A 26,111-nucleotide genomic window follows, 5' to 3' on the forward strand; every position below is an offset into this window, starting at 1 on the left:
TGAACGTTGTAGCGATGTGGGTGCTCCCCCTTGCCGTCACGGTCGGGCGATTGACGTAGGTGTCGCCGGGAGCGCCCTGCCAACACGGCACTCCCGAGAGGCAACACCTATGCACCCTCCGCAATTCACCGCCGAGCCGGCCTCCACTACGGGCGACGTCCGCGGCCTCCCCACACCGTCGGCGCCCAGCACCGACCTCGCGCCCCGCACGTTCGACGTGATCATCGCCGGGTGCGGGCCGACCGGCGCGATGCTCGCCGCCGAGCTGCGGCTCCACGAGGTACGCGTACTCGTCCTGGAGAAGGAGACCGAGCCGACGTCTGCCGTACGCATCGTCGGCCTGCACATCCGCAGTCTCGAGCTGATGGCGATGCGCGGACTGCTGGATCGCATCCTCCCGCATGGGCGGCGGCGTCCGGCCAGCGCCTTCTTCGCCGCCATCCCCAAGCCCGCGCCCAAGGGCCTGGATTCCCGGTACGGCTACCTGCTGGGCATCCCGCAACCGGTGATCGAACGTCTCCTCGAAGAACACGCCGTCGAACTGGGAGCGCAGGTCCGACGCGGTTGCGCGGTCGCCGGTCTCGAACAGGACGACCACGGTGTGACCGTCGAGCTGACCGACGGGGAGCAGTTGCGTACCCGTTATCTCGTCGGCTGTGACGGTGGGCGCAGCACCGTGCGCAAACTGCTCGGCGTCGGCTTTCCCGGCGAGGCCGCACGGACCGAGAGCCTGATGGGCGAGATGGAAGTGGGCGTGCCGCAGGAGGAGATCGCCGTCAGGGTGGCCGAGATCCGCGAGACCCACCAGCGATTCTGGCTCCGGCCCGCGGGCGCCGGGGCCTACAGCGTCCTGGTCCCCGCCGCCGGGGTCACCGACCGCGCCGCACCGCCCACCCTCGAGGACTTCAAGCAACATTTGCGCGCCATCGCCGGCACCGACTTCGGCGTGCACTCCCCACGCTGGTTGTCCCGCTTCGGAGATGCCACCCGGCTGGCCGAACGGTATCGGGTCGGGCGGGTGCTGCTGGCCGGCGACGCCGCGCACATCCATCCCCCCATCGGCGGACAGGGCCTCAACCTGGGCGTTCAGGACGCACTCAACCTCGGCTGGAAACTGGCCGCGCGGATCCGCGGCTGGGCGCCGGAGACACTGCTGGACACCTACCAGGCCGAACGCCGTCCGGTCGCCGAGGAGGTGCTGGACAACACCCGAGCCCAGACGGAGCTGCTGTCCACCGAGCCGGGCCCGCAGGCCGTACGGAGGCTACTCACCGAGCTGATGGACTTCGACGAGGTGAACCTCCACCTGCTCGAGAAGATCACCGCCATCGGCATCCGCTACGACTTCGGTGCGGGCCCCGACCTGCTCGGTCGCCGCCTGCCCGACATCGACGTGAAACCGGGCCACCTCTACGGACTGCTGCACCGCGGCCGCGGCCTACTGCTGGACCGCACCGAACGCCTCACCGTTGGTGGCTGGTCAGACCGGGTCGACCACCTCGCGGACCCCACGGCGGCACTGGACGTTCCGTGCGTCCTGCTCCGCCCCGACGGCCACGTCGCCTGGATCGGCGACGACCAGCAGGATCTGGACGACCACCTCTCCCGCTGGTTCGGCGAGCCCGCCCACTGATCTCGGGCCGCCGGTCGCACCGTCGAGGTGCAGCAGTTCGGCGCGGAGATGGGTGCGGGGTGACGCTCGTGGTTGCCCCGCACCCACGCACGCCACTGGAAACACAAGGGGGCGGGCCGTCCGGTCCGGCGTCGTTGATCAGGTGGCGTCTCGGCTCAGCCGATCGGCATGCCCGGTGATCCACACCGCGTCGCGTTGGTAGAGCTCGACGTGACTTCGAATGTTCTCCTGTCCCTGATCAGCCCGGGCCTTGGCGAAGGCGGCGAGGTCGTGTAGTCGACGGACTGCGACCTGGAGGATGCGAGCCGGTTGTTGCTCCGAGCCGTAGGCGTTGCAGAGGATGCGCAGCCGACCTGCCCGCTCGCTCAGGTCACTGCCGATAGCGTCGCCGTTGTCGGGATGGGCCAGCGGCACCAGCCGATAGGCAAGGTAGGCCAGGTCCCACGACCGGGGACCGGGCGAGGCCGTGTCCCAATCGATGACCCCGGTGAGCCGCCGGTCGGTGAAGACCATGTTCACCATTCGACTGCTCACACCATCCTCATTACTTACGCACAAGAACTGTCATTATGGTGCACGTACGTTTCGTACCTTTTGTGGCGGGCGATTAACGGATTATCGATAACGATAATCCGGTAATCGCATTATGGAGCGGGCTGAACTCTTGGCCGGGGAGGTGCAGCGCCATGGACCGCATGCGCTCGTCGGTGACGCTGGTGTTGCCGCATACCGGTGGGACCGGTATGCGGCAGCAGAACGGCTCGGTTACGTCAGGATGGCTGGACTTGGTCGAAGAGGGCGAGGGCTTCGGCAGGGTCCGGGCTCACGAGGCGTTCCAGACCGGCCGTCGTGATCTCCGACCACCTGGCGGCCCGCGCCCAGATCTGTTCCTCGAAGGCGCGGACGGCCGAGTCCAGATCTTCCGGGTCGGCAGCGATGAACTCCGCGAGTTCGGCACCGTCCAGCATCGCGAGGTTCGCGCCTGCCCCCAAGGGTGGCATCAGGTGGGCGGCGTCGCCCAGGAGCGTCACCCCTCGGATGTGGGCCCAGGTGTGGGATCCGGGCAGGACATAGAAGGGACGGTGGACGAAAGCGGTGCCATGGCCGAGCAGGTCGAGGACCGCAGCGGCCCAGCCGTCGAACAGAGCCAAGATGCCCGATCGCGCGGCCTCGACGTCGGTCAGGTCCAGGTCCGCGTGCCAGTCCAGCGGCGCGCGGAGCTTGGCGTACACCTTGACGTGACCGCCGCTGTTGCGCTGGGCGACGAGAGATCTGTTCACGCCGTACACGGCCACCGAACCGTCGCCGATCAACTGGGCAAGCTCAGGGTGGCGGGTGTCGACGTCGTCGATGGAGGTCTCGACCGAGGTGACGCCGGTGTACTGCGGCGTCACCGGCGAGACTGCCGGGCGGACCCGGGACCAGGCGCCGTCCGCGCCCACCACGAGATCGAACGTCTCCTGCCGCCCGTCCGCGAAACGAACCAGTACGCCCTCCTCGGTCCCCGGCACCACCTGTGCCACCTCTCGCCCCCACTGCACGTCGAGAGAGCCGAGCAGCAGGTCACGGAGTTGCCCGCGGTCGATCTCCGGGTTGGCCCGCTCATCCGGGCCGGGTCGCCAGTCCCGCAGAACGGTCCCGGCGGCGTCCAGGATGCGCATGGCCTGCCCCTCGGGACGAGACAGCGCCTGGAACTCCGCCCGGAGCCCCGCCTTGTCCAGTGCCAGCTGGCCCAGCCCTTCGTGCAGGTCCAGCGTGCCGCCCGGAGGACGGGAGTCGCGCGCGGGATCGCGTTCGAGGACGGTGACGGGGTAGCCGTGGCGGTGCAGGACACGGGCAAAGGTAAGGCCGGCGGGGCCGCCCCCAACCACAGCGATACGGTGTCTCATAGCGATACACCGTATCGCTACTTTAGAATGCGTCGCAACAGTCAGGAGGTGACCATGACCGTGTGGGACCGGCCGGAGCCGCCGAATCCCCCCGTGCCGCTCGACCGGGAGCAGATCATCGCCGCCGCCATCGCGCTGGCCGACGAGGGCGGGCTGGAAGCGGCGTCGTTGCGCAAGGTCGCCGCCCGGCTGAACGCCGGCCCGATGCGGCTGTACGGATACATCTCCACCAAGGACGAGCTGTTCGACCTCATGGTGGACGCCGTGGACGCCGAGATTCTCCCCCGGGAGCAGTCCGGTGACTGGCGGGAGGCGCTGCGCATCCTCGCCCACCGCACCAGGCAGGCCGCTCTGCGTCACGAATGGCTGGCCGACCTGCTCGGCGGCCGCCCGACTCTGGGTCCGAACGGCCTCGCCGTGACCGAGGCCAAGCTGGCAGCCCTCGACGGCCTCGCCGACATCGAAACCGCCATCCGTGCCGTGGAAACTGTCAGCGCCTACGTCACCGGCGCCATCAGGCGCGAGATCGCGAACCTGCGCGCCGAGCGCGCCACGGGCCTGTCCAAGCGTGACTGGCAGCGCGCCTCCGGCCCGCACGTGACGAAGATGTTGGCCACGGGCCGGTTCCCGGCGCTGACCAAGGCCGTGCACAGCGGCACAGAGATGGACGCCGAGAAATCCTTCGCGATCGGCCTGGACTGGGTTCTCGACGCCGTGGCCGCCAAACTCTCCCGACCGCCGGCGTAACGCTCAACGGTTGCGGTGTCGGCGGTCGCCCGGCACGGCGCGACGGCGCCATCGGTGTCGACGAGCCAGAGTTCGGTGTCGAGGTGGTCGCCGGTCCGGCTGCTGGGAGCGAGGACGTAGCAGAGCAGGCGCCCGTTCGGGCCGAGCGCCGGGGTCCGCGGGTCACGACCGTCGACCACGAGCTCGGCGGTCAGAGCTGTCATGCGGTAAGTATGCGGACCCACCGCCGTGCGTGGAGGCCGAGGTCGGCGCAGGGCGGTGGGTCCCTCGTCGGGTCCTATTCCGACGGATCCCAGGCGATCAGCTGGTCGAAGACGCGCCGGTCGCCGGCGAGCTGCAGCGAGTCCATGGTGATGCGGCCGTAGAAGAACATGACCAGCTCATTGGCCGTGCCCCGAGCGGAGACATAGGCCACCTCCAGGCCCTCGCGGTCGGCCGGCGCGGCGAGCCGGGCACTCCGTGCGCCGTCGGCGGAGAACCAGAGCCGCCAGGAACGGCCCTCGGTGGCGTGGTAGTCGATGATCGCGGGCTGGTGCGGCCACGCGCTCGTCGTCGCGACGCAGGTGGTCACGAACTCGTCGACACCGTCGAGGGCCACCTCGTCCGGCAACGGCTGCGGGGCGCCCACGGCGACCTGGGCGTCATAGGTGTGCACGGCGACCTGCTGAAGCTGGTGCCGGGCAACGGCACCGGCCGTCTGTGGCGACTGCGAATCGCCCCACCACGTCCAGCAGCCACGATCCGGGCCGGCCTCCCGCAACGCGGCCAGCAGCTCCTCCGTCGACGCGGCGAACCAGGCCAGTAGGGCCTCGCGCTCCCGGGGCACCGTCGGGGTGGACATCGTCGGAGGAGCGTCGGCGGGCCCCGCGGCCACGATGGCGGCCCACCTGCGGCGCCCCTCGCCCAGGTGCTGCACCAGGTCGAACAACGTCCACTCGGGGCAGGTCGGCACCTGGACGTCGAGGCTGGGTGCCGCGGCGACCGCCGCCCGGAAAGCGGTCGATCGTTCGTCCATCAGCCGCAGCAGGTCAGCGAACTCCAGAGTCTTTTCCACCGCGGCTTTGTACCACCCCACTCCGGACAACCGGCAGCGGATTTCCCCACGTGATCTGCGACGTGGCGGCAACCGCGCTGCTTTTGATGCTTCAGACCGGGTTGCCGTGCCCGTCGGGTAGGACGCCGCAGTTCCGGCAGGCAATTGCCGGGCGGTGGTCCTCGTCGCCGCAGGCTAGGCAACGTCCGGCCGGGTCGACCCCCCGCGGTGTACGCATCGAGCACCCGTTCCACCACGATGGGAGAAGTTGCTCAGTGTCACCCCAGGACGATCACTACGAACGGCCGTACGCGGCGCGGGCCTGGGCCACCTCGGCGGCCTCGCGTTCACGCCAGCGGCGCTGGGCCTCCCGGTTGCACGTCCGACAGGCCCGACGGTACCGGCCGGTCGCCGGGTCGAGCTCACGGTCGTGGCCGTTGCGGCACTGTGCCGGCTGGTTCCGGCTGCGGCAGGCCTCGGCCCGGCTGAGCTGGCGCAGATGTGTCGGCTCGATACAGTCGGCGGCGCCGCAGGTCTGGTCGACGTCGAGGGCGGGGTCGTACCCGCCAACAAGGACGACGTACGCGACGATGTGCGCCCACGCGCGGCCGGCGACCTTCTGGTGCACCCCGCGTCGCCGCCCGTAGCCTTCGATGACCAGGCAGCCGTTCTCGGTGCGGTGTGAACGCTCCAGCAGGTAGGCGCGCAGCGACTCCTCGGTGTGGTACCGGGACAGACCCTTCACGGCCGAGAGCACGATGTCACCGTACCCACGTCCCGCAGCGTCGTCGAACGACGCCGGACACGCGGGCGTGCCTGGTCGCCGGTCGGCGTCACCGACACACGTGCGGGTCGGTGACGCCGACGACCGTCTCAGGTACGGATGCCGTAGTGCACGTAGACCACACCGTTGCTGAGTCGGCGATTGCCCCGTAGCTCCAGACCGAGGCGGTTGCCGCTGGGCAGCCCGGGCTTGCCTCCGCCGGCGAGGATGGGGTGGATCAACAGGTGGCACTCGTCGACCAGCCCGGCCCGGAATGCCTGCGCCGCGAGGTGCGCACCCCCGATGGTGAGGTCACTGGTGGCCGAGGCTTTCATGTCGCGTACCGAGGCGGGGTCGAAGCTCGTTTCGAGCCGGGTCCTGGCGGTCGAGGTCGCGTCCAGCGTGGTGGAGTAGACGACCTTGTCGGCTGCCTGCCAGACGTCGGCGAAGTCGGCCGTGAGTTTCGACTGTGCGGCCAGGGCGGGTTCGGTCTCCCAGAGGGCCATCGACTCGTACAGGCGCCGCCCGTAGAGGTAGGTGCCGACGGGCCGGATCAGGTCGGTGATGAACGCAAGGTACTCGTCGTCGGGTGGGGTCCAGTCGAATCTGCCGTCCTCGTCCTCGATGTAACCGTCGAGGGACACGTTGGTCAGGTAGATCAGCTTGGCCATGGCGCTACACCTCGACGTCGACTGCGACGGGGTGGGCATTCCTCAGTGTGGCGTCCAGTTTGGAGAAGGCCTCGTTCCAACCCTGGCCGGCGGGAGCGGCAAGCTGCTCGGGGAGCCACTGACGGATCTCGAGCCGCGTCCGTCCATCGGTCTCGTCGTGGAACTCGACCCGCATCCTTGTCTCGTGCGGCTGAATTCCCTCCGGCAACTGCCCGGTGACGTGCGCGACGCCGTCGAGCAGTTCGCCGTCGACGACGTCGGTGAGGTCGATGTGGACCTCGACCCGAAGGCCGGGTTGGGTCGGGAAGACCTCGGTCCACCGCTGGTAGCCGCCAGGACGGACGTCGAATTCCATCTCCTCGCGGGGCAGTGAGTTGCCGATCGGCCCCCACCATGCCGCCAGGTGGTCCGGGTCGGTGAAAGCTCGGTAGACCAGTTCCCGTGGCGCGTCCACCACGCGTGAGATGACGATTGGCGGCTTGTCGCTGTCCATCAATTCTCCTTCTCGTGAGTCCTGCTGGGGGATTCCCTGTCGGGGATCGCCGGGTCGTGGGTCGTTCGGTCCGTTGCACGCCCGGCTGCCTGCACGGCCGCGAGGTGGGCGTCGAGGCGGGTGAGGGAGGTGTCCCAGAACCGCCGGTAGCGCTCGATCCACTCGGCCGCTTCGCGCAGCGGGGCGGCCTCGATGCGACTCATCCGCAACTTCCCCGACCGGGTGCGGGAGATGAGCCCGGCGCGCTCAAGCGCCTTCAGGTGCCGCGACACCGCCGGCATCGAGATCGGCAGGGGCGCGGTGAGCTCGGTGACCGTGGCGTCGCGGTCGGCCAGCTCGGCGAGGATCGCCCGTCGAGTCGGGTCGGCGAGCGCCGAGAACACCGCACTGAGTTGATCGCTGCCAGCCACCGAGGCCTCCCATCACTTAACCAACACGTTAAATGTAGTGCCGAATGAACGCGTGTCAACACGCCGAGACATCGCGCCGCGCCGCCGGAGACCGCGCGCTAACCCCAGGGCGGTAGCCAGATTTCGATGTCGGGCGTCTGCGCCCGCCGAGAGTCGAGGTAGTCGCGCAGTGCGCGCAGCGCGGGGTGCGGGTTGTCGTCACGCCAGATGAGTGACATGGGGTAGATGGGCGCCGGGTCGCGTACCGGGACGCGCCGCAGGTCGTAGCTGTCCGGCCACAGGTACCGGGTGCGTTCGCCCGCGAGGGTCGCCAGCTCGGCGGAGTCGGCGATCTCGGCCAGCAGCGCCTCGTTGCCGAAGACCGGCCCGACCAGGTCGATGGTGAGGCCGAACGCGGCGGCGAGTTCGTCGTAGTAGTCGGCCCACTCGGTGCCGGGGGCCATCCCGGGCATCCAGATGCGGTGCTCGGCGAGTTGCGCGGGCGTGACGGTGCGGGCGTTGGCGAGCGCGTGGCGGGGGCCGACGAGCAGTTCGTGGTGCTCGTCGATCACGCGCATGGTTCTGATCGCGGCGGGCAGGTGGCGCGCGGCGACGGTGACGGCGTGGAAGGTGGCGTCGACCGTCCCCGCCTCGACGGCGGCCATCGCGGCGTGCATGTCGGCGTCGAGGGTGACGACGTCCAACTCGATGCGGGGATGCGCGCGGTGGAAGTCCTGCAGCAGCACCGCCGGTGCGATCCGTCGGCTGTGCACGTCGACGCGCAGTGCCCGTCGGCCGGGGCGTACGGAGGCGTCGGCCCGCGCCTCGGCCCGGAGCAGCTCACGGGCGTGGGGCAGGAAGGTCTGACCGTCGACGGTGAGCTGGGTGCCGCGCGCGGTCCGGGTGAACAGCCGTACCCCGAGGTCCTTCTCCAGTGCGGCGATGCGCTTGGAGACAGCCTGCTGGGTGATCGACAGCGCGGCGGCGGCGTCCTGGAACTGGCCGGCGTCGGCGGCGGCGACGAAGGTGCGGACGGCGTCGAGATTCACCGGGCACACCCTACGGACACAACGTCTGGTTGTGACTCGCCCCGGAGTCGGTTGTTTGATCCCGGGTCATCGGCGTTGCTTTGATCCTCGCGGTCAACGGTGGGTTGTTGCAGCGGGAGGTACGGGCGTGTCCGGGAGGCGATCTCTGGGTCGGCGGTTCGGGTGGTTGTGGGCGTCGTACGCGGTCAGCGCCTACGGCTCGGGGCTGGGTTTCGGGGCGTTGCCGTTGATCGCCGTGCTGGTGTTGCGGGCCAGCCCCGCTCAGGTGTCCGTGTTGGCCGCGCTGGGGCCGGCGGTGGGCGCGCTGCTCGCGTTGCCGCTCGGTCCGTGGGTGGAGTTCCACCGCAAGCGGCGGGTGATGATCGCGATGGACCTGGCCCGGTTCGCGGTCCTGCTGACGATCCCCGTCGCGTACGCGTTGGGCCGGCTCAGCTTCGGGCAGTTGCTTGTCGTCTCGGCCGTGGTCGCCACCGCCAAGATCGCCTTCAACGCGGCCAGCGGCGCCTTTGTCAAATCTCTCGTCCGGCCGGATGACCTGCTGGTGGCGAACGCCCGGTTCGAATCGACGACCTGGAGCGCGATCGCGCTCGGGCCGCCGCTGGGCGGCGCGGCGGTCGGCCTGTTCGGGCCGGTCGTCACCATCGTGGCCGACGCGCTCAGCTACCTGCTCTCCGCGCTGGGCCTCACGGCCATCCGCGGGCACGAAGACCACCCCCGGCGCACCGGCGCAGGTCGGGTCCGGGCCGGTGAGCTGCTGGACGGCTGGCGGCACCTGCTCACCCACCCCGTCCTGCGGGCGCTCTACCTCAACCAGTTGCTCGTCGGCGGACTGATCATGGCCACCGAGCCGCTGCTGGCCGTGCTCCTGCTCGGTGAGCTGGGTTTTCCGCCCTGGCAGTACGGCCTCGCCTTCGCTGTGCCCTGCGTCGGCGGCCTCATCGGGTCACGTCTGGCCCGTCGGGTCGTGGCGCGCTACGGCCAACACCGCATCATCCGCACGGTGGGCACGCTGCGGGCGATCTGGCTGATCGGCCTCGCCGTCGTCCATCCCGGCGTCGTCGGTCTCGCCACGGTGATCGCCGTGGAGTTCGCGATCATCATCAGCATGAGCCTGTACAATCCGGTGCTCGCCACCTACCGCCTCGAACAGACGCCGAAGGATCGCGTCGTCCGTACCCTCTCGGCCTGGTCGATCGGCAGCAGCGCCACCATCGCCACCCTCAGTGCGCTCGGTGGGCTGCTCGCGCAGGCCACCAGCCCTCGCACGGCGGTCACGGTCGCCGGGCTGGTGATCCTCGCGAGCCCGCTGCTGCTGCCCCGACGTCCGGTCGTCGATCGCGACCGGGCACCGGAGCGCTCCGCGCGGGTCTCTACGATCGCGTGATGCTCCAGCCGACCTACCCGATCCGGACCGCGCGGCTCGTCCTGCGCCCGGTCACGATCGACGACCTCGACGACGTGTACGCGTATCAGCGCCGTCCCGACGTCGTGCGCTGGATGCTCGGCGCGGAGCCGCGTACCCGTGAGCAGTCTCGGGTGTCGGTGCTCGCCATGGCGGGCGAGGACGCGTGGCGCGCGGAGGGTGACTGCCTGACGGTGGCCGCGGTCACCGACGCCGGGCTGATCGGGATCGTGGAGTTGGTGTGGCGCAGCCAGACCGACCGTACCGCCGAACTCGGGTTCGTCTTCCACCCCGACCACGGCGGTCGCGGGTTGGCCACGGAGGCCGCCACCGCCGTGCTGGACTGGGGCTTCACCGAGGCCGGGCTGCACCGGGTCTACGGCCGGTGTCACTGTCGCAACGATGCGTCGGCCCGGCTGATGACGCGACTCGGCATGCGCCAGGAGGCCCGCCATGTCGAGAGTTACCTGTTCAGGGGGGAGTGGGCCGACCAGCTCGTCTTCGCGATCCTGGCGAACGAGTGGCGGGCCGGGACCCGCACGCCGCCGTCGTGATCGTCTGCTACGGCGACGTGCGGGCGTCGACACCTCAGGCCTGACGGCCGAGCCACTCCCGGTAGGCGGTGGGCGCGACGACGGCGTCGTCGGGGCCGGTGAGGACATCGCCGGACACGGCGGCGAACATGCCGGCGGTGTTGTCGGTGGTGACGGTGCGCTGGTCACCGCGGGCGGCGAGGGTGATCCGCCCCAGCTCGTCGAGGGCGAAGACGTCGGGCCCGGCGACGTTGCGGATGCCCTGCAAGGGCGCGCCCATGCTGACCTCGGCGACGGCCTGTGCCACGTCGGCGGCGGCCATCGGCTGCACCGGCGTGCTGGGCAGGCGGACGGTGGTGTCGTCGGCCGTCCAGGACAGGATCGCCTCGACGAACTCGAAGAACTGGGTGGCGCGGACGATCGAGTACGGAACGGGTCCGGCCGTGAGGATGTCCTCCTGGAGCACCTTGGCGCGGTAGTAGTCCAGGTCGGGCACCTGGTCGACGCCGACGATGGAGAGGATCACCGCGTGGCCGACGCCCGCGCGGGCGGCTGCGGCCAGCAGGTTGTCCATGGTCGTCTGGAAGAAGGCGGGCGAGGCCTCGTCGAAGGTCGGCGAGTTGGTCAGGTTGACGACGACCTCGGCGCCGGCGAGCCCGTCGGCCAGGCCCTGCCCGGTGAGTAGGTCCACCCCGGTGGACGGCGAGAGCGGCACCGCCTCGTGACCCGCGGCCTGCAAGATCTTGACGACCTGCGACCCGATGAGCCCGGTCCCGCCCAGTACGGCGATCTTCATAACCATGCACCTTCCCGTGACTATGTGGTCGTTTGTCCGGCTGGCGAAACGCCCGCCAAACTCGGACCTCTCTTATCCGGGAACTATACTCGGACATGATGAGTCCGAGTAACGGGGTGACTAGGGTGACGTCATGAAGATGTCCGGCGGGGTCGAGTGGGCGCTGCACTGCTGCGTGGTGCTCACCGCCAGCCACACGCCCGTTGCGGCGGCCAAGCTGGCGGAACTGCACGACGTCTCCAGCAGCTACCTCGCCAAGCAGCTCCAGTCGCTGGCCCGCGCCGGCCTGATCCACTCCGTGCAGGGCAAGTCGGGCGGCTACGTGCTGACCCGCGCACCGGAGAGCATCACCCTGCTCGACGTGGTCCGCGCCGTCGACGGGCCCGGCCCGAGCTTCGTCTGCACCGAGATCCGCCAGCGCGGCCCGTTCGCGACGCCGGCCGACGCCTGCACCACGCCATGCCCGGTCGCCCGCGCCATGTGGGCGGCCGAGGACGCGTGGCGCCAAGCGCTCGCCGCGGTCACGATCGCCGATCTCGCCCGGGACGTCGACGCCACCTCCGGCCCCGAGGCCCTGGTCGGCATCCAGGCCTGGCTGACCAGCGGAGCTGGCTGAACCACGGTCAGCCGGTGTGGCGTACCTCGGTGTCCCAGATCTGCGCCCACGGACGCCGCAGCCCCCGGCACACGAAGATCGGGCCGCCGTTCTCGTCGTTGTCCACCTCGACCCGCTGGTCCACCCGCCCGGAGAGGGTGCACTGCTCGAACCAGGTGTTCAGCTGGTCGGGGCGCTCCCAGCCGACGGCGATGACCACGTCCGCGTCGGCGGGCGGCCGACCGAAGTCGACCATGCTGTTGTGCCCGGAGTACGCGTGGGGGAGGTCACGGGCCGGACCGTAACGCGCCAGTGCGCCGGCCTCGCCGTAGTTGGCGGTCAGGACGACCGCCCGTGACCGCTCCTCGGGCGGCAGGCCACGATGGACCCTCGCGACCGAGTCGGCGAACTCCGGCCAACCGATCGTCTCGCCGGCGTCGTAGTTGACGTCGACCACGAAACCGGGCAACCGGTCGGCCGGCAGCACCGGCAGCAGGAGCACGACGTTGGGCAGCAGGAACGGCACCACGCCCAGCGCGAGCAACCCCCGACGCCACCAGAGCGACCCGCGCGACGCCCACGCCACGGTGACCAGCGCACCGGCGGCGGTGAGGACCAGCAACAGCGGCGCGTCGTAGTAACCCTTGCCTCCGGCGACCAGCACGATGCCGACCACCACCAGCCACGCCCAACCCACCGCCCGGTAGGCCCGCCACGCCGGTCGGCGCAGCAACGCGACGAGGCCGGCGATCCAAATGGGTACGGCGTACGGGCTGATGATGACGAACTGGAGGGTGAACGCGTCGAGCCGGCCACTGTAGGAGCTGTCGCCGTCGGAGATGGACGCGGCCACGCCGAGCTGCGGAAAGCCGTTGGCCGCCTGCCAGATCAGATTCGGGGCGGCCAGCAGCACGGTGATCCCGGCGGCGGCGAGCACCCACCGGTCGCGCAGCAGCCGACGCGGCCCGGCGATGAGCACCCCGGCGACCAGGCCGACGGCCAGCAGCGCCGGCAGCAGCTTGCTGAGCATGCCCACACCGAGCGCCAGCCCGATGCCCAGCGCCCACCGGCTGTCACCGGTGCGCAGCAACCGCACCGCACACCACGCCGCGACCAACCAGACCAGCAGGTCGACGGTGGTGGTGCTGAGCAGGTGACCGCTGGCGAGCACGATGCCGGACAGCGCGGCGAGCACCGCCGCGACGAACTGCGCGCCCCGGCCGGCGCCCACCTCCCGGGCGATGGCGGCGACCAACAGCACCGCGCCGCCGGCCAGCACCGCCGACGGGGTACGCAGCACCACCAGGTTGCCCGGGGCGATCGTGTCGAGCAGCCGCGCCAGCGCCGGGACCAGCGGACCCTGATCGACGTAACCCCAGTCGAGGTGCCGACCGGCGAGCAGGAAGTACAACTCGTCACGGTGATAGCCGTAGCGGCCGGCGAGCAGCAGCAGCGTCACGGTGGTGGCGGCGGCCACCAGCCACGGGCCACGGGTGCGGGCTCCCGGCTCCGGCGGACGCCCCGGCGGTGGCGACTGGTCCGGCCGGTGAGGCCGGTCGATCTCGATCGCGGGCTCGCTCACCCGCTCATGATGACCGGCGAGGTCGCCTCGCGGGTGCCCGTGCCGGGGCCCGGCGGCCTCCATGTGCAGGTGGCCCAACCGGGTGCGAAGATCGGCTTTGTCACTCGGACCGAAAGGACGATATGCGCTATCGCACTCTGGGCAACACCGGCACCGTGGTGTCGACCCTGTGTCTGGGCACGATGACCTTCGGCGCGGAGACCGACGAGGCCGGCAGCTTCGCCCAACTCGACCGGTTCGTCGAGGCCGGCGGCACGTTCATCGACACCGCTGACGTCTACTCCGCCGGCATCTCCGAGGACATCGTCGGGCGTTGGCTGCGCAGCCGACCCGACCTGCGTGACCGCCTGGTGATCGCCACCAAGGGGCGGTTCCCGATGGGTCCGGGGGCGAACGACGCCGGCCTGTCCCGGGTGCACCTCACCCGCGCCCTGGACGCCAGCCTGCGGCGGCTCGGCGTCGAGGCCGTCGACCTGTACCAGGCGCACGCCTGGGATCCGCTGACCCCACTGCCGGAGACGCTGCGGTTCTTCGACGACGCGGTCAGCGCCGGCAAGATCCGCTACGCGGGGGTCAGCAACTTCACCGGCTGGCAGTTGCAGAAGGCCGCCCTGCTCACCCAGCACCTCAACCTCACCCCGATCGTGACCCTACAACCGCAGTACAACCTGCTGGCCCGGGAGATCGAGTTCGAGTTGGTGCCGGTCTGCGAGAACGAGGGCATCGGCATCCTGCCGTGGTCGCCGCTGGGCGGCGGTTGGCTGACCGGCAAGTACCAGCGCGACAGCACGCCCACCGGTGCGACGCGGCTCGGCGAGAACCCGCAGCGCGGCGTCGAGGCGTACGCGGGTCGCAACGCCGAGGAGCGGACCTGGCGGGTGCTCGACGCGGTCCGCAAGGTCGCCGGGGACCGGGGCGTGTCCATGTCGGCGGTGTCGCTGGCCTGGCTGGCGGCTCGACCGGCGGTCACCTCGGTGATCCTGGGCGCGCGGACCACCGAGCAGCTCGACGACAACCTGACCGCCGCCGACCTGGTCCTCGACGCCGAGCAGATGCGGCTGCTGGACGAGGCGAGCGCCCCGCTGGTGGGCGACTACCCGTACGGCGGCGCGGGTGTGCGCCAGCGCGCCCGTGACCTGCCGACCGGGTCATGACGTCGTTTCCCGAGCCCACCACCCCGGCCGGCAGCCGCACCGAGGTCTTCCTGCGCTACCTGGACTACTTCCGGGAGTCGGTGGTGGCCAAGGTGTCGGCGCTGGCCGAGCCGGAGCTGCGGCGCAGTCGGCTGCCGTCCGGCTGGACGCCACTGGAACTGCTCACCCACCTGCGCCACGTCGAGCTGCGCTGGATCGAGTGGGGCTTCCAGGGTCGGGACGTCGCCGAGCCGTGGGGTGACCGCCGCGACGACCGCTGGTACGTCGCCCCCGACGAGACCCGCGCGGATCTGGTGGCGGCGCTGCGGGCGCAGGGCGCGCACACCAGCGCCGTGGTGACGGCACACGACCTGGCCGAGATCGGGGCGCCGGGCCCGCGCTGGAGAGGCGCGGACCCGGCGTCGCTGGAGCGGGTGTTGTTCCACCTGGTCCAGGAGTACGCCCGCCACCTGGGTCACCTCGACGTGGTCACCGAACTCGCCGGCGGCCCGACCGGAGAGTGAGACCGTCGGCTCGACTGGTGGGGTGGGGTCCAGCGCGGGGCCCGGTGGGTACGCGCGACCGGGCCGGCGGTGATCCAGTCGCAATTGGTCCGGACGGTGATTTAGGCTGTAGCGGTCAACGCGCGACATGATCGCCGTCATGCGGTGGCTTCAGGAGAGCGGATTCCATGAAGTTCCTTCTCACGTCGTCAGGCATCCGTAACCCGAGCATCTCCGACGCGCTCGTCGACCTGCTGGGCAAGCCGATCGCCGAGTCCACGGCCCTGTTCATCCCCACCGGTGTCTATCCCTTCCCCGGCGGAGCCGAGAGGGCGTGGAAGGCGGTTCACGGCCCGGCTCACATCCCGCTGTGCCAGCTGGGTTGGAAATCCCTGGGGATATTGGAGCTCACCGCGCTGCCGAGCATTCGAGAAGAGAACTGGGTGCCGGCGGTCCGGGAGGCCGATGCCCTCCTCGTCTGGGGCGGCGATGTGCTGTACCTGACCTACTGGCTGCGCCAGTCAGGCCTGGCTGACCTTTTGCCGTCACTGAGTGACACGGTTTATGTGGGGGTCAGCGTCGGAAGCATCGCGGTCACCCCGTACAACTGCGACGCCGAATTCGACCTTGGGTTCGTCCCTGACGGCAGCGACATGGCGCAGGGCGCTGACCGGGCGCTGGGGCTGGTGGACTTCACGCTGTACCCCCACCTCGATCATCCGGACATGGAGGACGTCGCGCTGTCCGACATCCAGAAGTGGGCGTCCGGAATCCCGGTCCCGACGTACGCCATCGACGACAACACCGCGATCAAGGTGGTCGATGGCACCGTCGAGGTCATCTCCGAAGGCGACTGGAGACTGATGAGACCGTCGGCTCGATAATGGGCTGATGCCGCTGCTCGTCGCACCCGCCCTGCCCGCCGGTAGCCTCGCCGCCCAGGAGCAACCCCACCTTCCGGTACGCCCCGGGCTGGCGCTGCGGCCGTGGCGTGACGACGACGCCCCGGCCGTCCGGGCTGCCTTCGACTGTCCGGTGATCCAGCGGTGGCACGTCCGGCGCATCGACGGCGACGACGAGGCACGGTCGTGGACAGCGCAGTGGGCCGGCCGTTGGCGCGACGAGAGCGCCGCCAGTTGGGCTGTCGTCGACGCCGACGACCGGCCCGTCGGTCAGGTGGGGTTGCGCGACGTGCTGCTGGACGAGGCGTCGGCGCAGGTGTCGTACTGGGTGGTGCCCGGCGCGCGCGGTCGGGGGATCGCCACCGAGGCGCTGCTCGCCCTGACCCGGTGGAGCTTCACCCTGGGCGGGTTGCACCGGCTGGCGCTGGAGCACTCGACCGGCAACGCGGCGTCCTGCCGGGTGGCCGAGCGGGCCGGTTTCACCGAGGAGGGCGTGGCCCGCGGGTCGGTGCGTCACGCCGACGGCTGGCACGACATGCACCGGCACGCACGGCTGGCGACCTCGATGGCATCAGGAGCCGACCGGGACGGTGGTGGTGCTTCCGTTGGCGTCGGTGACCCGTACGTCGGTCGCTGTCGGGGGCAGGAGTGCCGCGTTGCGGCCGGCGTCCTGCCACTGGCCGTCGCCAATTCGGTAGCTCAACGCCGACCCCTCGGCGGCGACGAGAACGCCCTGGTCGTCGGGCAGCCGTAGCCGCACAGGCAGGGGTGCCGACCAGTCCGCGGTCGTGCTGGCCACCGCCTCGAACGGAAGATACTTGCGGGCGAGCAGTGCGATGACGCGGGACGGGTTGTCGTCGTACTGGACGGTTTCCACGAGGAGCCGCCGCCCGTCGGGGGTTGCCCCGTAGACCCACAACAGTGGAGAGCCGTTGTGCGTGTGCACTCCGACAGGGTCGATGTATTCGGCGAGGGCTTCGGTTGGCGCGTTCACCTCTTTGGCGGCGGGATCGGTGTCCCAGACCTGCTCCGTGCCGGGCAACGTGTGGCGAAGAAGCGGTGGTGCCGGCCGATCCTTGTTGTCGGGGAAGTAGATCTCGCTCGTGCCGTCGATGTGAATCATGTTCTGCCGTTCAACGGGAAGCCTGGAGAGCGCGACGGTGAGCTTGGTGCGCTGTGGCGGCACCGACAGCACCGCCGCACCGTCTTGGAATGCCACCGGCTCGAAGGTCCGCTTAACCTTGCCATCGGGCATGGACCGCAGTTGCGCGCTGAACTGCACCGGTTGCCCGAAGTCCAGCACGAGGAGCACGTCGCGCTGCGGTCCGAGTAGTGCCGCCTGCTCGAGGCCGTCTGTTTCGGTATCGGTGGCCTGCGTCAGGGTGCGGACGCGCGGGCCGCCGGCGGTGGGTTCGACGAACCCCACGGTCGTGCCGTGCGCGGTGGCCTGGACGACGTAGGCGGCCGGGCCAGCAGGCGTACCGCCTGCCCACACGACGTGCGGCTCGCCGCGCGTCCGATCTCCGACGTCCTCGATCCGGCGCTGCCACACCTGGCGGACCTGCCGCAGATATCCCTCGTCGGCGGCCAGATCACCGCGAGTGGGCTGGTCGAGCAGCGGTGACGCGACAGGTGTATCTCCGGCGGTGCCGGGCAGGTCGAGGACGCCAGCCACGGGCACGGCCACCACGGCCGCGCAGACCGCCGCCAACAGGGCCCGCCGACGGATCACCCGCCGCCGCCCACCCCGACGCACCTCGGCGAGCAGGCCCGGTGGGCTGACCAGGTCGTCCGTCACGCGATGCAGGATGCCGCGCACGTCACTGTCGTTCATGGTCATCGCGAACTCCCGGTTCCAGTGATGGGCATGACGAGGCTCGATCCGGCCAGCACCTCTCGCAGCCGAGCCAACCCACGCGAGGCGTGACTCTTCACCGCACCCTCGGAGCAGCCCATCGCCGCCGCGACGTCGACGACCGGCAGGTCTTCCAGGTAACGGAGCACGACAGCGGCCCGTTGCCGCGCCGGCAACGCCCGCAGCGCCCCGACGACCAGCTCGCGAACCGCCACCGCGTCGGCGTGGTCCCGGGCAACCCCGTCGTGGTCGCCCAGCGACTGCTCCGGACGTCGGGCGCGCCAACGCCACCGGTTGATCGACCGATTGACCAGCGCACGTCGCGCGTACGCCTCCGGGCTGCTCTGCACCCGACGCCAGCGCACGTACATCTGCTCCAGCACCTCCTGAAGCAGGTCCTCGGCGGCGTGCCGGTCCCCGGTCAGCAGGAAGGCAACTCGCAACAGCACCGCCGACCGTGTGCGAACGAAGTCGTCGAACTCCGCCCCGCGCGAATCCCTCATCTGACCTCCCGGCCTCGTCAACCAGCAAGACACCGCGTCGGCTCGCGAGGTTTACCGGTCCGGAAACTTGGCCCGGGGTCGGACCCGTGGAGGGCGTGGGCCGGTGATCCGGGTGGCGCGGCTGGTGGACGGCCGGCTGTCAGTAGGGGCAGGGGCGCCCGTCGCGCACCATCTGCGCGTACTCGGCGCCGGTGATGCGGAGCCGGTCGGTCTTGGTGCCGTCCTTGGCTCGACAGCCGTTGAACGAGCTGAGGTAGACCCAGGTGTAGGCCGAGTCGTCCGCGCGTCCGGTCACCTCGAACGGCTTGTCGCCGGGTGCCGAGATCACCATCGTCTGGCGTCGTCCGTCGGCGAGGTAGTCCAACTCCAGTCGCCATCGGCAGTGCTGCTTGGCGCTGAGCGCTCGTACCTGAATGACGTTCTTCTCGCCCTTGGGCAAGGTGATCTTGTGGGTGGCGAAGAACGGGGCGCCGGCATCCTCGCCACCGGGGTCCTCGACGAGCATCCGGGGATTCGGCCGGTCCACGTGTGTCACGAGGACGACCTTCGCGGAGTCGCCCTGGGATTCGTTGGGCTCCTGGATCCCGGTGAGCGGGGGGCGGCAGGGCTCGACGAGGACGGGCCGGAGGTCGACGGCCTCGGCGGCCTCGTCCCGGGTGCCGACGAGGGTGATCTCCCAGGTGCTCCGTTCGATGTCGACCGCGCTGGCCTCGACGGTCGGATCGTTCGGCCGCTTGGCGTCCAGGCGAGCCAGGTCGGCGCCGGCGGGGTAGACGTAGTCCAGCGCACCCTCCTGCGGGTAAGGAACGTGCTTCAGGTCCAGGACGACGACTGGCCCCCGGCCGGCCAACTGCTCGGCCAGCTCGTTCGCCGGCTTCCACTGGTTGATCATGCCGAGAACGACGGCACCGAGCCAGGCGGCGACGGCACCGACCACGATCGTCAGCAGCCAGGTGACGGGCCGTTTCCACCAGGCGACGGTTGCCGGCGCGGGGGCCGCCTTACGGCGACGCGGGCGTTTGTTGCGTGGACTCATGGACCGGCGTCTCCTGCGTATCGATAGGCGTGTCGGTGGACGTGTCGGTGTCGAGGATCCGACGGGCCAGCAGCACGGGTAGCGCGACGAGCCAACCCCAGGCCGCGCCGAAGCGCAGCGCGGAGGTCAATTGCAGGCCCAGGGACTCCCAGGGCGCGCAGCCGGTCGGGGAGTCCGAGATGGCGCAGTCGACCAGGACGTCGGACGTCGCGGTCAGCCCGGCCGCCGCGATCGTGGCGCCCCAGCAGACGACGACGAGCCCGAGGCGGTGCCCGGAGTTCGACAGGCCGGCGAGCAGCGCCCACAGCAGGAGCCACAGCACCACCAGCAGGGCGAGGGCGAGCACCGACCTGTGCACCCACACGTCCATCGACAGGGGGTTCGGCTCGATCTCGTGAGTCAGCCGGTATCCCACGTCGTCGCGTACGCGTGGCGGCGGCGACAGGGCGGGGCGGTACAGGAACTCCCTGAGCAGTCCCAGGAAACCTCTCCCGGCGTAGCTCTCCCACACCGCCTGGGTGCCGTTGACCAGCAGGAGCACCAGCACCGGAAGGACACCGGCCAGGGCAAGGTTCGCGCTGCGTCCTCGCACGTCGCCGACCAGCGCAACGCGAGGCTCAATCTCGACGGCCGCGTCCGGGGCCTCGTCGTCACCGTCGTCGGTGCCTTTGCTGAGCCGGCCGAGCAGCAGTATCGCCAGGCTGGTGCCACCGACCAGGGATGCGTTCACGCCTGCCAGCAGGCAGCCGAGAAAGAGTGCGTCGGACGTCCAAGCCGTCAGCGTCAGGTGAGCGCTGGCGAGGAGCGTGGAGTGGTCCAGTGCCTCGTTGGCGTACCAGCCGGTGGGGGCGGTGTGGACGCGGACCACGAAGGTCGCCCACCAGAGCAGGTCTCCGATCGCCGTGGCGGTGAGGGCGGCGACCGCGCCGGTCACCGCCGCGGTGAACGGGTGCGTCCGCCGGGTGACCAGGCCGCAGGCCAGGTACGTCGACACCCCGATCAGCAGGATCACGACCCAACGGATCAGCGGCGTCACCGCGTCCATCATGGGGGCGGTCGTGGGGTCGAGGGGGGCGAAGAAGACCACGCCCTTCGCGACGAGGGTCCGGAAGTCAACGGCCGTCCGGGTGACGGTGAACGGCTCCGACATGGAGTTCACCTGGGCGGTGACGCCCGCGTACACCAGGATGGCGCCCACCGCCGCGAGCGCGGCGACGACGATCCTGAATGGTCGGCTCATCGGGCCGGCCGCAGCCCGGGGCGGGTCGTCACGCCGTCAGTCTCCCGCATCGTGCTGCTCGGTAGGAGCCCCGTGGCAGCGGGTCGACGACATCTCAGCGGGCTTCCGCCCAGCCGACGAAACGCGGGGTCAGGTCGGGCAGCGCGACGTCCGGGTTGAGCTTGGCGAGATCGGCGTTGGCTTCCTCCTGGACCTTGGCCAGGTGGATCAACAGGCCCGGCCGGTCCCCGCGGTACTCGGCGAGGAGGCGCAGCTTCGCGGCCGAGCACGGCCACAGGATGCCGCAGACCGGGCAGCGCCACGACGGCCGCAACGGGGAGTGCTTCGGACGCTCGGGCATCAGCCCACCCCCACGGTTGCGCAACGGGACTGGCGGGCCTCGACCTGCACCCCGGCGCGCATCACGAACAACTCGCGCCGGGCGACCGCTACGCCCTTCCTGCCCAGCTCGTACGCGTCGAGCCAGAGCCAACCGTCGTAGGTGTACCGGTCGGGCAACTCACGGATGACCCGGGCGACGATCGGTTTGCGGAATTGCACGCTCGCGGCGGTGGTTAGGAGGACCACGTCCCCGGCCCGGAGAGCATCCGGTACCTCGTTCTGCACAGCTTCCTCCTCGTTGCGGTGGCGTCTACACCGCACTTTGCCGGGGGTTGCTGGACAAACACACAGCGTTAACTAATCTCTTCAGGGCAGTGGATTTGTTCCAGGGGAGGGACGGCATGAACCACGCCTTTGTCGCGGCGCTGGCGGCGGCGGGTCACACCGCCGAGAGCCTCGCAGGTCAGCTCGGCGTGCACCCGAAGACCGTCGCCAGGTGGGCAAACCCGGGGCACATTCCCCAGAGTCGACACCGGGCGACGGTGGCAGGGCTGCTGGCGAAGGACGCCGACGCGCTGTGGCCGGACGTGGTTCGTCGCCGCGAGCCGGTGTGGTTCCGGCCGTGGGTCGACCTCGAACGCGAGGCCGTGACGCTGCGGTCGTTCCAACTCGCGTGGGTGCCCGGGCTGCTGCAGACCGAGGCGTACGCGCGGGCGACCCTGGCCGGTGGGGTGCTGACACCGGAGGCGGTCGCCGAGTTCGCCGAGGCGCGGATCAATCGGCAGGCGATTCTCGGCCGGGGTGGCGGACCACTGCTGATCGCCGTGCTGGACGAGGGGGTGCTGAGGCGGCGCGTCGGCGACGACCGCGCGTTGATGGCGGTGCAACTCGCGCGTCTGCTCGGGCACGCCGAGGCGGGCACCGTGCAGCTGCACATCGTCCCGGCGGACGCGCCCAGCTACCCCGGGCTCGACGGACCGTTCACCATCGCCGACATGCCGGACGGGTCGCGGGTCGCGCACGTCGACAGCGCGGCACAAGCGCAGATCCTCGATCAAACGTCGGATCTTGTTAGCCTGGAGCGGCGGTGGGAGCGTATTCGCGGCGAGGCCCTGCCCCGAGGGCGTTCGTTGGACCTTCTCAGAGAAGCGGCAGCATCATGGACATGACCGGTGCGCGGTGGCGGAAGAGCACGAAGAGCGGCGGCAACGGTGGTGACTGTGTCGAGGTTGCCGACAACCTTCGGGGCGTGGTCCTGGTCCGTGACACGAAGGACCGTGACGGCGGCACGCTGACCTTCAGCCCGCAGTCGTGGCGTGACTTCGTCGCGATGACCCGCGACGCCGGCTGACCGACCACATCGCACAGAGGCTCCCGGCGCTGATCGGGGGCCTCTGTCGTGGGCGGGCCCGGCCGCCGCGCACCGACGATCGATCCGATCAACGGATGGCGGCGGGTTCGGCCGGTTGCGGTTGCGGGGTCGCCGGCCAGGTGAGTCGGCGTACGCCGGGAACGAGGGCGGTGCCCGCGCAGGAGGCGAGGACCAGCAGGCCCGCGACGGCCAGTGGGACGGGCGCGCCGAACGCGTCGGCGGCCAACGGCGCCAGCGCGTAGCCCAGCGGCATGGCGCCCAGCGACACCAGCCAGTCGTACGAGGTGACCCGGGCCAGAACCTCCGGCGGGAAGTGGTGCTGCACGACGGTCTCCCACACCGGGTTGAGGTAGCCGAGGGCGGTCAGCGCCACCGCGTACGCGGCGATCACCGCTGGCGCGGGCGCGGCGACGGCGAGCAGGAACAGCGGCGCGGCGTAGCAGGCCAGGCCGAGGTTGGCCAGCAACACCGGCCGGTGCAGCCGAACCCGCCCGGCCAGCAGCGATCCGGTGAGCATGCCGATCGCGCCGGCCTGCAACAGCAGCACCCAGGTCGTCTCGCCGCCCAGACGGTCGATGGCGACGGCCGGCCCGAGGGTCATCAGCACGGCGGCGGCGCCGTTCCACACGCCGTGGCCGAGCAGGCTGGTCCAGAACCAGTCGCGGGCGCGTACCTCGCCGAAGCCGTGCCGCAGGTCGGCGAGGACGGAACGGCGGGGCACCGGCACATGGCGGACCCGCACCAACGCGAGCAGCGCGGCGCTGAGTGCGAACGACGCACCGTCCAGGATGAACGCCCAGCCGGGACCGGCGGCCCAGATCAGCGCGCCGGCCAGCGCCGGCCCGGCGAGGCGGCTGGTGTTGGCGGTGACCCCCATCAGGGCGTTGGCCCGCTGCCGCTCGGCCGGTTCGACGGTGCCGGCGACCAGCGGAGACGCGGTCGGAATGGCGAACGCCGACGCGATGCCGCCCAGCGCGGACGCCACCACCACTGTGGTCAGTGACGGGTCACCGCCGAGCAGCTCCACGCCGACCGCGACCTGGGTCGCACAGCGGACCAGGTCGGCTAGGAGGGCGACCCGGCGGGCGTCGAACCGGTCGGCCACCACCCCACCGAACGGCAGCAGGAGCAGCCGGGGGACGACCGCCGCGGCGAGGACCACGGCCAGCGCGCCGGTGGAGCCGGTGGCCCGCAGCACGGCCAGCGCCAGCGCGGCGGGGACCACCGCGTCGCCGAGGGCGGAGATGGTGCGACCCAGGAACAGCAGCCGGAAGGAGTGGTTGCGCAGCGGGTGAGCCATGACTACAACATACTTAGACGTCGAATATTTCGGCAACGAATATTTCGGTGCTGAGATAAGCTGGTGCGGTGACCACCACCCCGGACGCCGTCGACCGGCACATCGAGCGCTGGCTGCCCGTGCTGCCCGACCTCGACGCGGACGTCGAGGGGGCGGTGACCAGGATGATCCGGCTGACCCGGCATCTGCGGGCCGTCAAGGAGCGGGTCCTGGTCGACCTCGACCTACCGGCCCACGAGTACGACACCCTGCACGCCCTGGCCGGCCGCGGTGGCCGGGCGGCCCCCTCGGACCTCGCCGCGGACCTCACGATGGCCCCCGCCTCGATCACCGCGCGGGTGGACGCGCTGCTGCGGCGGAACTTCGTACGCCGGATTCCGTCGACAGTCGACCGTCGCCGCGTCGACGTGGAACTCACCGAGGCGGGTCAGGCCGCGTGGCGCGGGGCGATGGAGGTCCAGGGCGCCGAGGAGCACCGCCTGCTCGGCGCGCTCACCGCGACCGAGCGGCGACACCTCTCCGACCTGCTGCGCCGGGTGCTGCTCGTCGCCGAGCAGCCGCAGAGCTCGCCGGCGACCGACTGAGCTGGCCGCGGATCGACTGAGCGCGCCGAAAATCGCCTGGCGGCCCGCGTACCGCTGATGCGAGGGTGACCGGCGTGACTGCGCATGTGCTGGCCGGGGCCCTGGCCGACGACGGACGGCGACGGATCTTCGCGGCGATCGTGCTGGGTGCGACAGGCGCGACCGAGGTCGCCGAGCGGACCGGCCTGTCGGCGCGGGTGGTGCTCACCGGGGTCCGTCGGCTCACCGACGCTGGCCTCGTCACCGACGCGGACGGCGCGCTCGCGGCCGACGAGGCGTCGCTGCGGGCCACCGCGCGCGACAGTCGCCCGGCCGACGACGCCGAACCCGGCGTCGACCCGGTGCTGCGGACCTTCCTGCGCGCCGGCGTCCTGGTGGGTCTGCCGGCGCAGCGAGGTCGGCGAAGAATCCTGCTCGCGCACATCGTCGAGCAGTCGTTCGAGCCGGGCACGCGCTACCCGGAGCGGGCCGTCGACGACGCGCTCAAGCCGTGGTGCGTCGGGGGAGGCTCGGATCACGCGACGCTGCGCCGGTATCTGGTCGACGAGCAGTTGCTCACCCGTGAGCACGGCATCTACCAGCGGCTCTGATCGTCCGCTGCGCCATCCACGCGACGAGTGCCGCCGCCGTCGTCGTCGACACCGGGTCCGCGAACCCGGACGAGCGGGTAAAGCCGTTGACCGGACGGCGATGATCAACAGGTGACCACTACCGCCCGGCCCACCTGGACGACCAGCACCAGCCGGCCCGACCACCCCGACGCGGTGCTGCTGCTGCGCGAGTACATGAGCGAGATGGTGGTTCGCTATCACCGTCGCCCGGCCCTGCCCGGCGAGGTCGACGCGGCCCTGGCCGAGATGCCCAGCGACGACCTGGCCGCGCCCACCGGGCTGCTCCTGCTCAGCCACCACGGCCCCGACCTGGCCGGCTGCGCCGGACTGCGCTGGCAACCCGGCTGGGCCGAGCTGACCAGGGTGTTCATCCGCACCGAGCATCGCGGTGCCGGTGGGGGTGCCGTGCTGCTGGCCGCCGTCGAGGAGCGGGCCCGCGCGGCCGGGGCGGACCGGATCCGGCTCGACACCCGGCACGACCTGGTCGAGGCCCGCGCCCTGTACGCCCGGCACGGCTACGCCGAGATCCCGGCGTACTCGCACGGCCCCTACGCCGACCACTGGTTTGAGAAGCGGCTGTCCTGAGCGGTTGACGTCGGCACGCGGACGCGCTAAATAAGAAGAGGAAGTTGAGTCACTCCGACTCAACTCATCACCTTCGGCCAGGAGAACCGAGGAGGCATGACGATGTTGATGCGTACCGACCCGTTCCGCGAGATCGACCGGCTCGCCGAGCAGTTCTTCGGTACGGCGGCCCGTCCCGCGACGATGCACCTGGACGCCTACCGCGACGGCGACCACTTCTACGCCGCGTTCGACCTGCCCGGCGTCGATCCGGACAGCATCGACTGCACCGTCGAGCGCAACGTGCTCACCGTCCGCGCCGAGCGTCGCCGACCCGCCGGCGACGGCGTCGAACTGGTCGCCGCCGAACGCCCGATGGGCACCTTCACCCGGCGACTGTTCCTCGGCGACACGCTGGACACCGACAAGCTGGAGGCCGGCTACGAGAACGGGGTGCTGACGCTGCGCATCCCGGTCGCCGAGCGCGCCAAGCCCCGCCGGGTGACCATCCAGTCCAACGGCGCCTCCCGCCGAGAGATCAACGCCTGATCCGACACGGTGACGGGTGGGACCGGCGCGCCTGCACGCCGATCCCACCCGAGGCTGAGAGCC

General features: G+C 70.7%; 31 protein-coding genes and 1 pseudogene. 15 read left to right on the forward strand and 17 right to left on the reverse strand.

Annotation, left to right across the window (positions count from 1 at the left end):
- The first annotated feature begins 250 nt into the window (after positions 1-250).
- A complete protein-coding gene (locus tag ACFYL6_RS02925) occupies positions 251-1,633 on the forward strand; it encodes an FAD-dependent monooxygenase (protein ID WP_387166843.1) in 1,383 nt (460 codons plus the stop codon).
- 138 nt (positions 1,634-1,771) lie between these two features.
- On the opposite strand, the gene ACFYL6_RS02930 is transcribed toward ACFYL6_RS02925, so the two are convergent.
- Together ACFYL6_RS02930 and ACFYL6_RS02935 are read right to left on the reverse strand one after the other, a co-directional pair.
- Positions 1,772-2,167 (reverse strand): phosphotransferase, encoded by a 396-nt coding sequence (locus tag ACFYL6_RS02930; RefSeq protein ID WP_387166564.1) that lies wholly within the window; start codon positions 2,165-2,167, stop codon positions 1,772-1,774.
- 236 nt (positions 2,168-2,403) lie between these two features.
- Positions 2,404-3,522, reverse strand: coding sequence for an FAD-dependent oxidoreductase (locus ACFYL6_RS02935; RefSeq protein WP_387166567.1), 1,119 nt, complete (start codon positions 3,520-3,522; stop codon positions 2,404-2,406).
- Positions 3,523-3,576: 54 nt separating this feature from the next.
- Here ACFYL6_RS02935 and ACFYL6_RS02940 point away from each other — a divergent pair, with 54 nt between their 5' ends.
- On the forward strand, positions 3,577-4,269 hold the full coding sequence (locus ACFYL6_RS02940; RefSeq protein WP_387166846.1) for a TetR/AcrR family transcriptional regulator: 693 nt from the start codon (positions 3,577-3,579) through the stop codon (positions 4,267-4,269).
- Between the two features lie 8 nt (positions 4,270-4,277).
- On the opposite strand, the pseudogene ACFYL6_RS02945 reads toward ACFYL6_RS02940, so the two are convergent.
- From ACFYL6_RS02945 to ACFYL6_RS02975, 7 genes and pseudogenes are all read right to left on the reverse strand, one after another.
- A pseudogene (locus tag ACFYL6_RS02945) lies at positions 4,278-4,472 on the reverse strand (S9 family peptidase); the annotation flags it as partial.
- A gap of 74 nt (positions 4,473-4,546) precedes the next feature.
- Positions 4,547-5,323: a maleylpyruvate isomerase family mycothiol-dependent enzyme gene (locus ACFYL6_RS02950; RefSeq protein ID WP_387166570.1), complete on the reverse strand. Its 777-nt coding sequence runs from the start codon at positions 5,321-5,323 to the stop codon at positions 4,547-4,549.
- Between the two features lie 274 nt (positions 5,324-5,597).
- A complete protein-coding gene (locus ACFYL6_RS02955) occupies positions 5,598-6,059 on the reverse strand; it encodes an HNH endonuclease (RefSeq protein WP_387166573.1) in 462 nt (153 codons plus the stop codon).
- Between the two features lie 116 nt (positions 6,060-6,175).
- Positions 6,176-6,736: a dihydrofolate reductase family protein gene (locus ACFYL6_RS02960; RefSeq protein ID WP_387166576.1), complete on the reverse strand. Its 561-nt coding sequence runs from the start codon at positions 6,734-6,736 to the stop codon at positions 6,176-6,178.
- A 4-nt stretch (positions 6,737-6,740) separates the two neighbouring features.
- Positions 6,741-7,229 (reverse strand): SRPBCC domain-containing protein, encoded by a 489-nt coding sequence (locus ACFYL6_RS02965; RefSeq protein ID WP_387166578.1) that lies wholly within the window; start codon positions 7,227-7,229, stop codon positions 6,741-6,743.
- The gene (locus ACFYL6_RS02970) at positions 7,229-7,639 is read right to left on the reverse strand and encodes an ArsR/SmtB family transcription factor (RefSeq protein WP_387166581.1); all 411 of its coding nucleotides are present in this window, start codon (positions 7,637-7,639) and stop codon (positions 7,229-7,231) included. The genes ACFYL6_RS02965 and ACFYL6_RS02970 overlap by 1 nt, the downstream gene beginning before the upstream one ends.
- Positions 7,640-7,737: 98 nt before the next feature.
- Positions 7,738-8,667: a LysR family transcriptional regulator gene (locus ACFYL6_RS02975; protein ID WP_387166584.1), complete on the reverse strand. Its 930-nt coding sequence runs from the start codon at positions 8,665-8,667 to the stop codon at positions 7,738-7,740.
- 127 nt (positions 8,668-8,794) lie between these two features.
- On the opposite strand from ACFYL6_RS02975, the gene ACFYL6_RS02980 reads away from it, so the two are divergent.
- Together ACFYL6_RS02980 and ACFYL6_RS02985 are read left to right on the forward strand one after the other, a co-directional pair.
- Positions 8,795-10,051 carry an MFS transporter gene (locus ACFYL6_RS02980; RefSeq protein ID WP_387166587.1) on the forward strand — a complete coding sequence of 419 codons (1,257 nt, stop codon included), beginning with the start codon at positions 8,795-8,797 and terminating at the stop codon, positions 10,049-10,051.
- Positions 10,051-10,623 carry a GNAT family N-acetyltransferase gene (locus ACFYL6_RS02985; protein WP_387166590.1) on the forward strand — a complete coding sequence of 191 codons (573 nt, stop codon included), beginning with the start codon at positions 10,051-10,053 and terminating at the stop codon, positions 10,621-10,623. The genes ACFYL6_RS02980 and ACFYL6_RS02985 overlap by 1 nt, the downstream gene beginning before the upstream one ends.
- A gap of 34 nt (positions 10,624-10,657) precedes the next feature.
- On the opposite strand, the gene ACFYL6_RS02990 is transcribed toward ACFYL6_RS02985, so the two are convergent.
- On the reverse strand, positions 10,658-11,398 hold the full coding sequence (locus tag ACFYL6_RS02990) for an SDR family oxidoreductase (protein ID WP_387166593.1): 741 nt from the start codon (positions 11,396-11,398) through the stop codon (positions 10,658-10,660).
- Between the two features lie 133 nt (positions 11,399-11,531).
- On the opposite strand from ACFYL6_RS02990, the gene ACFYL6_RS02995 reads away from it, so the two are divergent.
- On the forward strand, positions 11,532-12,014 hold the full coding sequence (locus tag ACFYL6_RS02995) for an RrF2 family transcriptional regulator (protein WP_387166595.1): 483 nt from the start codon (positions 11,532-11,534) through the stop codon (positions 12,012-12,014).
- A 7-nt stretch (positions 12,015-12,021) separates the two neighbouring features.
- Here ACFYL6_RS02995 and ACFYL6_RS03000 read toward each other — a convergent pair whose 3' ends face one another.
- On the reverse strand, positions 12,022-13,575 hold the full coding sequence (locus tag ACFYL6_RS03000) for an ArnT family glycosyltransferase (RefSeq protein ID WP_387166598.1): 1,554 nt from the start codon (positions 13,573-13,575) through the stop codon (positions 12,022-12,024).
- 122 nt (positions 13,576-13,697) lie between these two features.
- On the opposite strand from ACFYL6_RS03000, the gene ACFYL6_RS03005 reads away from it, so the two are divergent.
- From ACFYL6_RS03005 to ACFYL6_RS03020, 4 genes are all read left to right on the forward strand, one after another.
- Positions 13,698-14,729 (forward strand): aldo/keto reductase, encoded by a 1,032-nt coding sequence (locus ACFYL6_RS03005; RefSeq protein WP_387166601.1) that lies wholly within the window; start codon positions 13,698-13,700, stop codon positions 14,727-14,729.
- On the forward strand, positions 14,726-15,232 hold the full coding sequence (locus ACFYL6_RS03010) for a DinB family protein (RefSeq protein WP_387166604.1): 507 nt from the start codon (positions 14,726-14,728) through the stop codon (positions 15,230-15,232). Before ACFYL6_RS03005 ends, ACFYL6_RS03010 begins: the two co-directional genes overlap by 4 nt.
- Positions 15,233-15,399: 167 nt before the next feature.
- Positions 15,400-16,095 (forward strand): Type 1 glutamine amidotransferase-like domain-containing protein, encoded by a 696-nt coding sequence (locus ACFYL6_RS03015; RefSeq protein ID WP_387166607.1) that lies wholly within the window; start codon positions 15,400-15,402, stop codon positions 16,093-16,095.
- Between the two features lie 7 nt (positions 16,096-16,102).
- Positions 16,103-16,867: a GNAT family N-acetyltransferase gene (locus ACFYL6_RS03020; RefSeq protein ID WP_387166610.1), complete on the forward strand. Its 765-nt coding sequence runs from the start codon at positions 16,103-16,105 to the stop codon at positions 16,865-16,867.
- A 1,082-nt stretch (positions 16,868-17,949) separates the two neighbouring features.
- Here ACFYL6_RS03020 and ACFYL6_RS03025 read toward each other — a convergent pair.
- The 5 genes from ACFYL6_RS03025 to ACFYL6_RS03045 all read right to left on the reverse strand — a co-directional run bounded on the left by ACFYL6_RS03025 (position 17,950) and on the right by ACFYL6_RS03045 (position 21,353).
- Positions 17,950-18,471, reverse strand: coding sequence for a SigE family RNA polymerase sigma factor (locus ACFYL6_RS03025; protein WP_387166613.1), 522 nt, complete (start codon positions 18,469-18,471; stop codon positions 17,950-17,952).
- A gap of 139 nt (positions 18,472-18,610) precedes the next feature.
- Entirely contained in the window at positions 18,611-19,507 is an 897-nt protein-coding gene (locus tag ACFYL6_RS03030; protein WP_387166616.1) for a hypothetical protein, read from the reverse strand.
- Positions 19,473-20,747, reverse strand: coding sequence for a hypothetical protein (locus ACFYL6_RS03035; RefSeq protein WP_387166619.1), 1,275 nt, complete (start codon positions 20,745-20,747; stop codon positions 19,473-19,475). Before ACFYL6_RS03035 ends, ACFYL6_RS03030 begins: the two co-directional genes overlap by 35 nt.
- 94 nt (positions 20,748-20,841) lie before the next feature.
- Entirely contained in the window at positions 20,842-21,087 is a 246-nt protein-coding gene (locus ACFYL6_RS03040) for a flavin reductase (protein WP_387166622.1), read from the reverse strand.
- Positions 21,087-21,353 carry a hypothetical protein gene (locus ACFYL6_RS03045; RefSeq protein ID WP_387166625.1) on the reverse strand — a complete coding sequence of 89 codons (267 nt, stop codon included), beginning with the start codon at positions 21,351-21,353 and terminating at the stop codon, positions 21,087-21,089. The genes ACFYL6_RS03040 and ACFYL6_RS03045 overlap by 1 nt, the downstream gene beginning before the upstream one ends.
- A gap of 116 nt (positions 21,354-21,469) precedes the next feature.
- Here ACFYL6_RS03045 and ACFYL6_RS03050 point away from each other — a divergent pair, with 116 nt between their 5' ends.
- Complete coding sequence (locus tag ACFYL6_RS03050) at positions 21,470-22,237, forward strand: DUF5753 domain-containing protein (protein WP_387166848.1); 768 nt, start codon at positions 21,470-21,472, stop codon at positions 22,235-22,237.
- Positions 22,228-22,419, forward strand: coding sequence for a DUF397 domain-containing protein (locus ACFYL6_RS03055; RefSeq protein ID WP_387166628.1), 192 nt, complete (start codon positions 22,228-22,230; stop codon positions 22,417-22,419). Before ACFYL6_RS03050 ends, ACFYL6_RS03055 begins: the two co-directional genes overlap by 10 nt.
- An 88-nt stretch (positions 22,420-22,507) precedes the next feature.
- Here ACFYL6_RS03055 and ACFYL6_RS03060 read toward each other — a convergent pair whose 3' ends face one another.
- Positions 22,508-23,740: an MFS transporter gene (locus ACFYL6_RS03060; RefSeq protein ID WP_387166631.1), complete on the reverse strand. Its 1,233-nt coding sequence runs from the start codon at positions 23,738-23,740 to the stop codon at positions 22,508-22,510.
- A gap of 68 nt (positions 23,741-23,808) precedes the next feature.
- Here ACFYL6_RS03060 and ACFYL6_RS03065 point away from each other — a divergent pair, with 68 nt between their 5' ends.
- The 4 genes from ACFYL6_RS03065 to ACFYL6_RS03080 all read left to right on the forward strand — a co-directional run bounded on the left by ACFYL6_RS03065 (position 23,809) and on the right by ACFYL6_RS03080 (position 26,048).
- Positions 23,809-24,324 (forward strand): MarR family winged helix-turn-helix transcriptional regulator, encoded by a 516-nt coding sequence (locus ACFYL6_RS03065; RefSeq protein WP_387166634.1) that lies wholly within the window; start codon positions 23,809-23,811, stop codon positions 24,322-24,324.
- Between the two features lie 74 nt (positions 24,325-24,398).
- A complete protein-coding gene (locus ACFYL6_RS03070; RefSeq protein WP_387166636.1) occupies positions 24,399-24,914 on the forward strand; it encodes a DUF2087 domain-containing protein in 516 nt (171 codons plus the stop codon).
- Between the two features lie 111 nt (positions 24,915-25,025).
- Positions 25,026-25,520, forward strand: a complete 495-nt coding sequence (locus ACFYL6_RS03075) for a GNAT family N-acetyltransferase (protein WP_387166639.1) — start codon at positions 25,026-25,028, stop codon at positions 25,518-25,520.
- 102 nt (positions 25,521-25,622) lie between these two features.
- Complete coding sequence (locus tag ACFYL6_RS03080; RefSeq protein ID WP_387166851.1) at positions 25,623-26,048, forward strand: Hsp20/alpha crystallin family protein; 426 nt, start codon at positions 25,623-25,625, stop codon at positions 26,046-26,048.
- Positions 26,049-26,111 lie beyond the last annotated feature (63 nt).

The organism is Micromonospora sp. NPDC007208, assembly GCF_042869175.1.
GTDB lineage: Bacteria > Actinomycetota > Actinomycetes > Mycobacteriales > Micromonosporaceae > Micromonospora > Micromonospora foliorum.

What these genes read in the sequence shown, in the direction of transcription:
- ACFYL6_RS02925 (WP_387166843.1), top strand. Translation starts at nt 251, where the DNA reads ATGCTCGCCGCCGAGCTGCGGCTCCACGAGGTACGCGTACTCGTCCTG.
- ACFYL6_RS02935 (WP_387166567.1), bottom strand. Translation starts at nt 3,522, where the DNA reads ATGAGACACCGTATCGCTGTGGTTGGGGGCGGCCCCGCCGGCCTTACC.
- ACFYL6_RS02940 (WP_387166846.1), top strand. Translation starts at nt 3,577, where the DNA reads ATGACCGTGTGGGACCGGCCGGAGCCGCCGAATCCCCCCGTGCCGCTC.
- ACFYL6_RS02960 (WP_387166576.1), bottom strand. Translation starts at nt 6,736, where the DNA reads ATGGCCAAGCTGATCTACCTGACCAACGTGTCCCTCGACGGTTACATC.
- ACFYL6_RS02965 (WP_387166578.1), bottom strand. Translation starts at nt 7,229, where the DNA reads ATGGACAGCGACAAGCCGCCAATCGTCATCTCACGCGTGGTGGACGCG.
- ACFYL6_RS02985 (WP_387166590.1), top strand. Translation starts at nt 10,051, where the DNA reads ATGCTCCAGCCGACCTACCCGATCCGGACCGCGCGGCTCGTCCTGCGC.
- ACFYL6_RS02990 (WP_387166593.1), bottom strand. Translation starts at nt 11,398, where the DNA reads ATGAAGATCGCCGTACTGGGCGGGACCGGGCTCATCGGGTCGCAGGTC.
- ACFYL6_RS02995 (WP_387166595.1), top strand. Translation starts at nt 11,532, where the DNA reads ATGAAGATGTCCGGCGGGGTCGAGTGGGCGCTGCACTGCTGCGTGGTG.
- ACFYL6_RS03005 (WP_387166601.1), top strand. Translation starts at nt 13,698, where the DNA reads ATGCGCTATCGCACTCTGGGCAACACCGGCACCGTGGTGTCGACCCTG.
- ACFYL6_RS03010 (WP_387166604.1), top strand. Translation starts at nt 14,726, where the DNA reads ATGACGTCGTTTCCCGAGCCCACCACCCCGGCCGGCAGCCGCACCGAG.
- ACFYL6_RS03015 (WP_387166607.1), top strand. Translation starts at nt 15,400, where the DNA reads ATGAAGTTCCTTCTCACGTCGTCAGGCATCCGTAACCCGAGCATCTCC.
- ACFYL6_RS03020 (WP_387166610.1), top strand. Translation starts at nt 16,103, where the DNA reads ATGCCGCTGCTCGTCGCACCCGCCCTGCCCGCCGGTAGCCTCGCCGCC.
- ACFYL6_RS03025 (WP_387166613.1), bottom strand. Translation starts at nt 18,471, where the DNA reads ATGAGGGATTCGCGCGGGGCGGAGTTCGACGACTTCGTTCGCACACGG.
- ACFYL6_RS03030 (WP_387166616.1), bottom strand. Translation starts at nt 19,507, where the DNA reads ATGAGTCCACGCAACAAACGCCCGCGTCGCCGTAAGGCGGCCCCCGCG.
- ACFYL6_RS03035 (WP_387166619.1), bottom strand. Translation starts at nt 20,747, where the DNA reads ATGAGCCGACCATTCAGGATCGTCGTCGCCGCGCTCGCGGCGGTGGGC.
- ACFYL6_RS03040 (WP_387166622.1), bottom strand. Translation starts at nt 21,087, where the DNA reads ATGCCCGAGCGTCCGAAGCACTCCCCGTTGCGGCCGTCGTGGCGCTGC.
- ACFYL6_RS03050 (WP_387166848.1), top strand. Translation starts at nt 21,470, where the DNA reads ATGAACCACGCCTTTGTCGCGGCGCTGGCGGCGGCGGGTCACACCGCC.
- ACFYL6_RS03055 (WP_387166628.1), top strand. Translation starts at nt 22,228, where the DNA reads ATGGACATGACCGGTGCGCGGTGGCGGAAGAGCACGAAGAGCGGCGGC.
- ACFYL6_RS03060 (WP_387166631.1), bottom strand. Translation starts at nt 23,740, where the DNA reads ATGGCTCACCCGCTGCGCAACCACTCCTTCCGGCTGCTGTTCCTGGGT.
- ACFYL6_RS03080 (WP_387166851.1), top strand. Translation starts at nt 25,623, where the DNA reads ATGTTGATGCGTACCGACCCGTTCCGCGAGATCGACCGGCTCGCCGAG.